13 protein-coding genes are annotated in these 9,865 nt (G+C 68.5%); 2 read left to right on the top strand and 11 right to left on the bottom strand.

Going from position 1 to position 9,865, the window contains the following annotated elements; translation table 11 throughout:
- Positions 1 to 165: 165 nt before the first annotated feature.
- From FFT09_RS22775 to FFT09_RS23460, 10 genes are all read right to left on the bottom strand, one after another.
- The gene (locus FFT09_RS22775) at positions 166 to 2,289 is read right to left on the bottom strand and encodes a helix-turn-helix domain-containing protein (protein WP_138383995.1); all 2,124 of its coding nucleotides are present in this window, start codon (positions 2,287 to 2,289) and stop codon (positions 166 to 168) included.
- Between the two features lie 99 nt (positions 2,290 to 2,388).
- Entirely contained in the window at positions 2,389 to 3,675 is a 1,287-nt protein-coding gene (locus tag FFT09_RS22770) for a hypothetical protein (protein ID WP_244231478.1), read from the bottom strand.
- A gap of 158 nt (positions 3,676 to 3,833) precedes the next feature.
- Positions 3,834 to 4,250, bottom strand: coding sequence for a hypothetical protein (locus FFT09_RS22765; protein ID WP_138383994.1), 417 nt, complete (start codon positions 4,248 to 4,250; stop codon positions 3,834 to 3,836).
- Positions 4,251 to 4,265: 15 nt separating this feature from the next.
- On the bottom strand, positions 4,266 to 4,781 hold the full coding sequence (locus FFT09_RS22760) for a hypothetical protein (RefSeq protein WP_244231477.1): 516 nt from the start codon (positions 4,779 to 4,781) through the stop codon (positions 4,266 to 4,268).
- Complete coding sequence (locus FFT09_RS22755; protein ID WP_138383993.1) at positions 4,778 to 5,062, bottom strand: hypothetical protein; 285 nt, start codon at positions 5,060 to 5,062, stop codon at positions 4,778 to 4,780. Before FFT09_RS22755 ends, FFT09_RS22760 begins: the two co-directional genes overlap by 4 nt.
- Before the next feature lie 120 nt (positions 5,063 to 5,182).
- Entirely contained in the window at positions 5,183 to 6,208 is a 1,026-nt protein-coding gene (locus FFT09_RS22750; RefSeq protein ID WP_138383992.1) for a hypothetical protein, read from the bottom strand.
- A 115-nt stretch (positions 6,209 to 6,323) separates the two neighbouring features.
- Positions 6,324 to 6,665, bottom strand: a complete 342-nt coding sequence (locus tag FFT09_RS22745; RefSeq protein WP_138383991.1) for a hypothetical protein — start codon at positions 6,663 to 6,665, stop codon at positions 6,324 to 6,326.
- Entirely contained in the window at positions 6,662 to 6,859 is a 198-nt protein-coding gene (locus FFT09_RS22740; RefSeq protein WP_138383990.1) for a hypothetical protein, read from the bottom strand. Before FFT09_RS22740 ends, FFT09_RS22745 begins: the two co-directional genes overlap by 4 nt.
- A complete protein-coding gene (locus FFT09_RS22735; RefSeq protein WP_138383989.1) occupies positions 6,856 to 7,125 on the bottom strand; it encodes a hypothetical protein in 270 nt (89 codons plus the stop codon). The genes FFT09_RS22740 and FFT09_RS22735 overlap by 4 nt, the downstream gene beginning before the upstream one ends.
- Positions 7,122 to 7,244, bottom strand: a complete 123-nt coding sequence (locus FFT09_RS23460; RefSeq protein ID WP_279631026.1) for a hypothetical protein — start codon at positions 7,242 to 7,244, stop codon at positions 7,122 to 7,124. The genes FFT09_RS22735 and FFT09_RS23460 overlap by 4 nt, the downstream gene beginning before the upstream one ends.
- A gap of 449 nt (positions 7,245 to 7,693) precedes the next feature.
- Between FFT09_RS23460 and FFT09_RS22730 the strand changes: the two genes are divergently transcribed.
- Both FFT09_RS22730 and FFT09_RS22725 read left to right on the top strand, forming a co-directional pair.
- A complete protein-coding gene (locus FFT09_RS22730; protein WP_138383988.1) occupies positions 7,694 to 8,545 on the top strand; it encodes a GntR family transcriptional regulator in 852 nt (283 codons plus the stop codon).
- Positions 8,546 to 8,557: 12 nt separating this feature from the next.
- Positions 8,558 to 9,121, top strand: coding sequence for a GNAT family N-acetyltransferase (locus FFT09_RS22725; RefSeq protein ID WP_138383987.1), 564 nt, complete (start codon positions 8,558 to 8,560; stop codon positions 9,119 to 9,121).
- 514 nt (positions 9,122 to 9,635) lie between these two features.
- Here the strand turns inward: FFT09_RS22725 and FFT09_RS23185 are convergent.
- The coding region (locus FFT09_RS23185; RefSeq protein WP_208544502.1) for a hypothetical protein at positions 9,636 to 9,865 on the bottom strand (230 nt) is incomplete at its 5' end.

The raw sequence follows: 9,865 nt of genomic DNA, 5'->3' as shown, positions 1-9,865 counted from the left end.
AGCACGCGGGCCGGTCCCGGCGGGAGGAGGCGTACCGGAGCTACGTCGACGAGGTGAACCGGCTCAACCGCGAGGGCCCGCGCGGGGTTCGTGGTGTCGAGTGCGGCTCAGACGCGCGAAGGGCCGGACCCCCTGGTGTGGGGCCCGGCCCTCGGTTGGGTGGGTCTACACGTTCTTGGCGCGGTACCGGCCTGAACCGACTTTGACCAGGCGGGTTTCGAGGTTCCGTATCCGCTTGCGGACGGTCACCTCGGACACCTCGAGGTGTTCGGCGAGGTCCTTGGTTGACCAGGCTCCGCCGTCAGCGAGCAGGTCCATGAGGGCCTGTTCACCTTCGTTGAGATCCCGTTGCGGGATCTCCGTCCCCGGAGTGTCGGCGTTGGGGTTGAGTGCCCTGATGAACGCCGGCGGTTCCGGCGCGGTGACGTCGCCGGGCTGCTTCGGGTGTGTCTCCGAGCCGTCGGACTTGCCGCGGCGACGGCGGATCTCAGCTCGAATCCGGCGTGCCTCGTCGGGGGTGGCGGTGCGCATCTTTCCGAGCAGGTCCCGCATGTACGCCGAGTCCTGCTGTGCCGCCTCGTGACGCTTCTCGTACATTTCGCCGAGGGTGTTGCGCACGAGATCGTCCAGGATCGCGGGCGGCGAGGACTTCATCCACTTCACGACGTTGTCGAGCTTGCGGGACCTCCACAGCACGCCGTCCCGGTCGGAGCCGATGCTGTAGCCGTATCCGCCGCCCTTGGGGATGTCCCACGGGTTGGGGACGTGGCCGGGCAGCAGACCGCAGTGGGACTTCTCCAGCATCCGCATAACGACGAGGTTCCCGCCGGTCATGCCGCTGCGCAGAGCACCGGAATTACCGAAGGTGTTCATCGTGTAGATCTGCGATGCGCCGATCAGGGAGAGCCCGCACTTACGCATAATCCGGTCCAGCTCACCGAAGTCGTGGCCGAACGTGTTGCCCGTCTGCGGGTTGGCCTCGTCGAAAACCATGTGGCACTCGTCGACGATGACCACGATGGCCGGCCGCTCGCGGGTGTGGGTGAAGCCCTCAGCCCCGAGGACGTCGGTGTTCTCCGAACCGCGCATGGTGGTGACGTCTTCGATCGCGGTCAGCAGATCCAGCACGTTGCCGAACAGCTTCGTGCCTTTGTGCATGCCCTTCATCGGCCAGTCCGCCGTCTCGATCAGCGCTGGCGACGACGCCCCGTTCTGCGGATCGAGGTACCAGATCTCCACGCCGAGCTTGCGCAACGCGATCGCGATCAGCTCGATCAGCCGGGACTTGCCGGAGCCCTTCCCCCCGAGCACGAACCCACCGACCACGGAGTTGGGCTCGAACAGGTGCCACTTCTCGGCACCCTCGCCGTCGGTGTAGGGGCCGATTTCCACCCACACGTTGCCCTGACCGTCGTCGACGATCACGGGGCCACGGAAAGCGCCGTCGATGGCGTCGGGGCGGGTTACGACCCGCAGCTCCACCAGGTGCGGCCGCTGGCCTTGGCTGACGGTGATGTCCTTAGGCCAGTAGCCCAGCGCGATCGCGATCTTGTCGGTCGCGTTGCGCACGGCGTCGAGGTTGTGTTTGGTGCCCCGCAACGAGATGGTGAACACCACTCCGGCCTCAAACAGCCGGGGGTCGTCCAGCAGCGTGCCGGCCAGCACACCGTTGGTGCAGCCGATCTCCTCAGCCCACACCTGCATCAGGTCGTAGGCGGTGGCCATCTCTTCGTCGTGGTTGCGCTTCGGTGCCGGGGCCGGTGCCGGTGCCGCGGCTGTGGACCTGGTGGGGTGGCCGGGGCGGATGCGCTGCCACCAGCGCGCCGACAGCGACACCGTGCCCAGGCCGAGCGCCAACCACATGCTGGTGGCGTCCGCGCCGGTCAGTGGCAGGGTTGCGCACCACGCGCACCCCGCGGCCAGCCCGGTCTTGAAACGGCCGAGGATGCCGTCCGGCAGCTTCGTGCCGACCTTGCGCAGGGCGGTGTATCCGGCGCCGAGCGCAACTGCGCCGGTGCCCATCATCACCGTGGGCGTGGCGAGGTCGCTGTACTCGGCGACCAGCGCCCCGGTCGTACCCAACGCCGCGGTCGCGGAGGTGTAGGCCAGCGGGTACAGCTGGCGGCGGTTACGGTAGACGAGGCTCTTGGCCGACTTCTTCGCATCCTGGCCCAGCTCGGCGGCTTTCTGCCGGGCGGCGGCCTTCTGCCGGTCGGTCCAGCGCTGCTTCTGCGGTGTGTCGGTGGTGTGCTCGTCCATCGGGACGGACACGGCCTGGGTCTTGGACATCCTTCCTCCGTCTCTGTGAACGAACTGGGGTGGTGTCCCCGGCGGGAATCGAACCCGCCCACACCGCGTGAGGTGCGAACCGTCGGGGACTGTTTCGAGCTAGTTGCTCATGTAGAAGGCGGTGTCGCGGGCAACACCGCCGCGCGCGGCAGCAGCGCCGACCTGCTCGGAGATACCGAGCTGGGACGACAGCTCGCTCTCCACGCGGGAGAACGACGTATCGGCCATGCCGAGGTTGTCGGCCACCGTGGCGAGCGCGGCGACCGCCTGAGCGACAGCCTGAGCGACCATGTCCATCCGCTCTTGCGCGACAGCGAACTCCGCCGCCGCCGGGCCGTTCATGCCGTGGCTCTGCAAGCTCGCGGTGGCCAACTCCAGGCTGGCCGGGACCTGCTGCAATCCGGTGGAGGTCTGCGACAGGGTGCCCTGCGCGTTCTCCATGACGTTCTGGACGTCAGTGACGTAACGACGCATCTGCCGGGCCAGCTCGATACCGGATTGCAGGCCAGTGATCTCACCCGAGATGGCGGAAGCGTTGGTCATGGGGATGTCCTCCTTGATTCCGGTGTTGATGTCCTGCCCAGTGGTGGGCTGGTCTGTGGTGGCGGCCTGCACGGCCGCGTCCCATCCGGCGATCTGTTCCGCGATCCGCTCGCTGAACGGGACATCGCCGCGGGCGACGGCGGCGGCGTCGGTGAGGGCCAGGTGCTCTCCGCACATCGGCCACCCCGGCTTGCGGGGCTGATCGCACGACTCGATCGGACCGTCGGGTCCGCCCTCCCAGATGCAGGGCAGATCGGGGTCGGCCATCTCGTAGTGCAGGTCATGGGCATACACACGCGGCGCGGCAGGGGTCTCGTCGGCCTCGTGGACGGTGTCGTCGGTGCGGGGCCGGAACGGCAGCACCTTCGCGTCGTCCTGGCCGTCGTCGAGGTCGGTGGAGCCCGCCAACCCCGCGGGGACGTTGTCGTCGCGCTCGGCGTCGTAGCGGGTGTTTTCGGCCCACGCTTCGTCCTCACGCCGCCGCTCCCGCACGTGCTCAGGCAGTTCGCGGGCCTTGCCCCACAGCACCCCGGCCTTGTCGGCGAACTTCCGGCGGCGGTCTGCCCGCTTCTCTTCCTTCTCGATCTGCTTGGCGATCCAGGCGGCGGACTTCGTGGGCTCCTGCGCTTCCCGCTTGGCGATCCGGCGCTTGTGGCGGCGGGTGGAGGCATCCGCCCACGAGTCCAGCGCGTTGCCCCAGACCCGGCTGAGGTAGCCAGGGTTCCTTTGGCGGTGCTCGCGGGCTTTCTGTCGTCTCTCCGCCCTCAACGTGGAGGGGATCGGTTTTCCTCGGACGGCGGCAGCGCCGTCCATCACCAAGCCGGTCAGCGCGTAGGCGGCCACCAGCACAACGAAAATCAGCATCGCATCGTCACTCCCTTGGCGGGTGTCGGGATGGTTGGTGGTGCTGCTGTCTTGCGAGAGCGCCCCTGGCGGGAGTCGAACCCGCCCACACACCCGGGGTGCGTGAACCATTGGGGCTGGCGAATCTGGGGAGCTGGTCATTCGCCGGTGACCGTGGAGATGACGTTGTCTCCCATACGTGCGACACCGCCGTTGACGTTGCGCATCGCATCGCCGACCGGGCCGGACGCGATGATCGCGAGCAGCGGGATCATGATCAGCGCGAACTTCGCGCCGCCGTCAGGCTTCTTGTCCCGCAGGTCCAGCACCAGCACGACCAGCAAGATCACGATGGTCAGGGCCGCGCTTCCTGCTGCGGAGAAACCGAGACCGCTCACTCCGTCACCGATCTTGCTCATGGCCCATATGGCCGGGGGACTGACCGCCAGTGACGTCGTGGCCAGGAACAGCAGGACCACCGGGATGATCCAGTGGATCTTCTTACGGCCCTTGACGGTCTTGTAGAGCACGAAGAAGAACACGGCAACGAGCAGGGAACCCAGAGTGGCGAGCATGGCGGATCCTCCAGATCAGTGGTCGGTAATCAGTTCGATGGCGGTGTGGGCGGGCCACAACAGCACCGTCAGGGCGGTGCGGGCTGCGGGGACGAGCGAGGCGAGCACCACCAGGGCGACGGCGATGGTGGTGCGGGAGGGCCGTTCGGTGACCCACTGCCAGGCGTAGGAGACGGCCGCGTTGAGCGCGGCGAACCAACTCCACGCCGTCGCCGCGGCGCGGGCTGCGCCCTCGTCGGGGACCTGCTGCCCGTACCGGCCGTAGTTCACGACCTTCGACAGCGCCGGCCGATCCTCCGACCAGATGTCCGGCGGCGTGAACTCGCTCCGGGCTCGTTCGAGCAGGCCGGGGGGTGTGGGCTGCACCTCGGGGCCTGGCTCGGTCGTCGCCGGAGCCGCGGCATCTTCCCGCGAACCAGCAGCGGGTTCGGGCACAGCGTGCAGATGCGCTCGCACGTCGGCCTGCTCGCGGCCGGCCTTGCCCGCCAGCTTGTCCGTGAGACGTTTCGGCAATGCGGACAAGGTGTTCACCTTCCCTTCTTCGACGGGTCGAGCAGGTTGTCTCCGCAGCGGATCAGCGCCCGCACCGCCACCTCGATCGCCTCGGCCACCGCCGGATGCGTCGCGGCGGTGCGCCCGCGTTGCTCGCTGTGCCGCCGCGCGGAAAGCACGTAGTCAGTGGCGTAGCGCAGACGCAGCGCGGGATCGCTGGTGGACTCGATGCGCTCCAGCGCGTGCCTTTTCGCGTTGGTGTGGTGCCGCGCCCGAAGGGTCGGGGCACCTGCTTTGCGTGTTCGGCGGTGCCCCGCCATCGGGAGCAGCTCCTTTCCGGTTCGGGGTGTTCGGGTTGCGGCCCGGTGGCCTGGGCAGCGCACCTCCCCGGGAGTGGAGGGAGATGCGCTGCCCCGGTGCCGGGACACCGATTCAGAGGGTCAGGAGTTGAGCCAGCGGCGCATGGTCGCCAGCGCAGGCGTGTCGTAGCCCTCGGCGGTGAAGTGCTTGATCACCGCGCTCGGGCCGGGCTCGCCGTTCGCCTTGGACCACGCGACGGCCGCCTCCGAAGTGAGTTGTGGCTTGCGCGACTTGCGCTTGCTCGACCTGGGCTTCGTGGTCTTCGATGCGGCCACCTTCGGCTGGGTGGCCACCTTCGGCGCGGGAACTGGAGCAGGCTCCGGGGAGGCGGCCTTGGCGGCTTCGTCCTCCCGACGCTTGATCTCGGCGTCGTATGCGGCCTTGGCCTCGCGGTACGCGATGGCGCGCACGAACCCGTCGGTGACGTGCAGGATGAAGCCGAGCATCGCGATCCCGCCGAACAGCACCGCCATCGAGACGTTGTCTTCCACCCAGTGCGTGACGTTCAGCGCTGCGGCGGTGCATGCGGCGACGATCGACACCGCGAGGAAGATCCACCAACGCCGGGCGGGAACCCCGTTGGTGAAGAACTTCAAGGCGGTGTCACCAGCGGAGATCATGATCGTTTCGGCGGTGGTGGCGATGATCGCGGCAGCGACGTAGCCCGGCCATCCCATGTTGAACAGGTCACCGAAGAAGATGATCTGCCCGATCGCGCCGGTCAGGATCGCGATCCAGTACACCGCCTCCAGCGCTCGGGAACCCCAGAAGACTGGCGCCGACGGCGGTTTGAGGGGCTGGCGTTGCGGTTCCGGCTTGGGTTGGGGTGCCGGTCGTGTCGGGGCCGGGGTCGGGGTGGTGGTCGATGTCGCCACCGGAGCCGGGGCCGGGGTCGGCTTCTCGGGCCGGAACGTCTCGACCGGAGCCGGACTCGGGGTCGACGGATCCGGTCGAGGCTGCTCGGTGGTGGGCTCCGGCTTCGGTTCGGGCTGGGGCCGGTCGATCACATCGAGCGGGGCTGTGGTGTCGCCGAGGTCCGCGGGGACGTGCAGCCCGGACAGCAGCCGCTGCGTCGGCATCTGCGGGTCGAGCTTGGTGATGGTCATGACACGTCCTCCGTGTTCGTCGCGTGTGGTGTGCCGTTCCAGCGGCCTGGGCACCGCTCGCCGAGCGGGTCGGGGGAAGGACCCGGCGAGCGGCCCCCCGGTGCTGGACCGGGATTCAGCGCACCGCGGCGTCGACCTCGGGGGCAGGGTCGGCACGGCGCGCGGGGTCGGCAGCGTCGGACTCGTGTGGGGAAGCGGCGCTGCCGCCCACCTCGTCGTTTTCGGCTGGGTCGCTGCTGGTGGTGTCGTCCTCGACGGCGGCCGCCGGGATCGGCCGCAGACCCGCGCGCCGGAAGTACAGCCCGGCGGACAGGCAGGCCGTGACCACGGCCGCGACCCCGGCGACCATCGCCACCAGCGACCACGACGCACCCGCAGCGGACATGACCAGCCCGAGCAGGCCAGCGACCAGGGCGCCCTTGGCGAGGTCGGGCAGGTGGAACATCACTCGGCTCATGCCGTCACCGCCTCTCGGGGGCTCGTGGCGGCGTCAGCGATGGCCTCCCACAGGCCCGTCTCGGCGGCGGCGATCTCGGCGTCGGTGTGAACCGCCCGGTAGAGCGGGGAGTGAACGAGGTCGAGCTGGTCCAGCAGATCGCGGATCAGCCGACCGATTTCGGTGTCAGCGGTGGCGGTGGTCAGCGTGCTCATGCGGCCCTCCAAAACGTCGTTGTCGTGGGGGTGGTGGAGTCGAACTCGTTGTCGTCGCCGGCATCCCGATAGCGGCGGCGCAGACCCATCAGCTCGCGGTGGGTGTGCTCGAGCGCGGCGACGCGCTGCGCGCGGTTGATGCGGTGCTGAACCAGCACCTCGTCGCCGTGCTCGATCGCCAGCAGGTCGGCCAGCGTGGGCTCGGGCTCCGGCAGCTCCGCGGCCGGCACATCGGCCGGGCGGATCACGATGCGATCCCAGCTCACTGCCGCTCACCTCCATCGACGAGAGCGGCGGTGGTGTCGGTGAACGTCTCGACGTCGGCGGTGACCGCGTCGTAAACGGCGAGGACGTCCGGAAACGTCTCGCTGGGTACGGTGGGCATGGCGCACCAGTCCTCTCGGTGTGTAGTGATCAGCCCCGCCCACGGCCGGAACCCGTGGGCGGGGCTTCTTCTTGGGCGCGGTGTCCCTCGCCCGACACCAGAACCCCGCCGTATGTGGTCGGGGGCTGGTGTCCAGCGGCAGACACCGCATGTGTCTGCGTGGCGCGGACCTTGAGTTGACCTGCGATGCCCTTTGGTGACTGACAGCGCGCAGGCAGGCCAGCGGCTTGTGCCGTTCGCTGTGGAGTTCAAGGCGTGTCGCCGAAACGCTCGGCTGCGGTGCTTCCTGTCGCCACCTCCCGGTGGGGACAGGTCCGCACGGGCGCCAACCCGGTCTCAGAGGGTTCGGACCTCTGCTCTGTCATCTTTGTAATGACAAAACGTACAGTAGCTACTTAGTTACCGGCCCGCAAGGGGTTCACACCACTGGAGCAGCGGAGGAGATCGCCATGTCTGTACCGTCAGACACGACAAAGAGGAGGGTGCGGATGGCAGCGGGACAGAGGCCCCGGTGGAGGCGCGTCTACGACGACCTGCACGCACAGATCGAGACCGGCCAACTCGGACCTGGCGACCAGGTCCCCACCGAGCTGTCTCTCGCCGAGCGATTCGGAGTATCGCGCCCCACGGTCAGATCGGCGCTACAGCAGCTCCAAGCCGACGGGCTCATCACCGCTGGCGCTGGTTCCCAAGGTCGACTCGTCCGCGAGTCCTATCGCATCGTGTTCACCGCGACCGCGTTCGAGCGTGGCACTTACCAGGACGACCCCGCCCGTGCAATCGATCAGTGGAAGGCGGACGTCGAGGCGCAGGGGTGGACAGGGGCTCAGACCATCACAGTCGACTGGATCCCCGCGTCGCCTCAGATCGCCGGCTTACTGCGCATCGAGCCGGGCGCCACGGTCCTACGGCGCCGCCGTGTGCGGTCGGTGAGTCGCCTCCCGCGAGTACGGGAGATGCCGGTGATGATCGCCGACGCCTACCTGACCGAGGAGGTCGCGCGCCGCACCACCACCGACGTCGACGGCACCGAGTTCGCTCCCGCGCTCACCGAGCGAGATGTCGTGCTGCCCGCCGGGTTCCTCCGGTCGATCGGGGTGCACCAGGCCCGGCATGAGGACTGGATCACTCCCCGGATGCCTACAGAGGACGAGATCCGACTGCTCGACCTCCACCCCGGCACCCCGGTCGGCGAGCACAGCCGCGTCGGATACGACGCGGACGACCGGCCTGTTCGAGTTCTGGTCAGTGTGTGGCCCGGCGACCGTCAGATCGTCCGCTACGACCTGCCCGTCCAGTGAGAGGAGCAGAGGATGACTACCTACACGGTGCGACCCGGCACAGCCGCCGACGCTGACACAGTGCTCCAGCTCCGTCGCCACGCCGAGCGGTGGCTGCGTGAGGCCGGTATCGACCAGTGGACGTCGAGCACAAAGGGCAGCAGGGCGATCTACCGGCAGGTCGCAGACGGTACGACCTTCATCGTGCGCGACGACTCCAGCGCCCCGGTGGGGTCACTGTGCCTGGAAGGTCCGGACACCGATTTCTGGACTCAGCAGGAGGTGCAACAGCCCGCTTCCTACCTCTACAAGTTCATGCTCGCAGCGGCGGCCCGCGGCACCGGCCTCGGGGACGCCCTGCTGAACTGGGCCTGCAAACGCGCTGCCAGTCAGGGAAACCGGTGGCTGCGGCTGGACTGCTGGCGGAGCAACACCGCCCTGCACGATTACTACATCCGCCGCGGGTTCCAGCACGTCGACACCCGCACCGCTCCCGGGCGCCAGTCGGGGGCGCTGTTCGAGCGCCCGACCGACGTGATCCTGCCGGTTCGGGGCGAGGTCGAGTTGGTGGACGAAACGGCAGTGCGAGCGGGGTAGCCGAAAGGTACCCACGGAAGGGCCGTCTCGGGAGGTTTCGGGGCGGCCCTTCTTCGTGTCATCAAACGACGGGCCTGAGTGGCACCGTGAGAGGTGAAACCACCCGCTCACGTGTTGGGTGTCCCACCCGCTCATTGCGCAGGTCGGAGCACACATGAGTGGGGTCCGTGAGCGGGTGCGATGAGCGGGTGCATGAGCGGTTCCGTGAGCGACCTCGCGAGCGGGTGCATGCGCGCGGCGGTGAGCGGGTTCTGCGGCGTCTCCTTGAGCGGGTACGTGAGCGAGTTCTCCGCCGACTCTGTGATCGGGTTTACGAGCGGGCTCGAGAACCCCCGGTGAGCGGGTGCATGCGCGGACGCGCGGCCGAGGATGAGCGGGCTCAAACAGCGCTCGCCGACCCGCTCGCGCAGGCGGTGCAATGCGGGTCCCGACAGAGCCCTGCCAGCGATCAGCGAGCGGGCACGGCCGACGCGCTCGACACCGCCGCCACGACCACCCGCGCCGACTCGACTCATCAACCGAACCGATCCGGTCCATAAACCATCCGCTCACGAACCGCCAGGACGAAGAACTTCGACCATGCCGACGAGACGACCGGACGCCGACCACGTGCTCGTCGACGAGCGCGCCGTTCACGGGCCAGGACGGCGAAGGGCAGGGGAAGCGGCGTCGTCGAGGAGCTGCCGTCCTCCTGAGGAAGCCCCGGGTTCCTGTTTTCGCAGGTCAGGACTGTCACCGGATTCC

Origin of the sequence: Saccharomonospora piscinae (assembly GCF_005862235.1) — a bacterium.
Lineage (GTDB): Bacteria > Actinomycetota > Actinomycetes > Mycobacteriales > Pseudonocardiaceae > Saccharomonospora > Saccharomonospora piscinae.
This window is presented reverse-complemented; position numbering and strand designations above follow the sequence as displayed.

Coding starts and splice junctions, on each gene's coding strand:
- FFT09_RS22775 (WP_138383995.1), bottom strand. CDS start 2,289: ATGTCCAAGACCCAGGCCGTGTCCGTCCCGATGGACGAGCACACCACC.
- FFT09_RS22765 (WP_138383994.1), bottom strand. CDS start 4,250: ATGCTCGCCACTCTGGGTTCCCTGCTCGTTGCCGTGTTCTTCTTCGTG.
- FFT09_RS22755 (WP_138383993.1), bottom strand. CDS start 5,062: ATGGCGGGGCACCGCCGAACACGCAAAGCAGGTGCCCCGACCCTTCGG.
- FFT09_RS22750 (WP_138383992.1), bottom strand. CDS start 6,208: ATGACCATCACCAAGCTCGACCCGCAGATGCCGACGCAGCGGCTGCTG.
- FFT09_RS22745 (WP_138383991.1), bottom strand. CDS start 6,665: ATGAGCCGAGTGATGTTCCACCTGCCCGACCTCGCCAAGGGCGCCCTG.
- FFT09_RS22740 (WP_138383990.1), bottom strand. CDS start 6,859: ATGAGCACGCTGACCACCGCCACCGCTGACACCGAAATCGGTCGGCTG.
- FFT09_RS23460 (WP_279631026.1), bottom strand. CDS start 7,244: ATGCCCACCGTACCCAGCGAGACGTTTCCGGACGTCCTCGCCGTTTAC.
- FFT09_RS22730 (WP_138383988.1), top strand. CDS start 7,694: ATGTCTGTACCGTCAGACACGACAAAGAGGAGGGTGCGGATGGCAGCG.
- FFT09_RS22725 (WP_138383987.1), top strand. CDS start 8,558: ATGACTACCTACACGGTGCGACCCGGCACAGCCGCCGACGCTGACACA.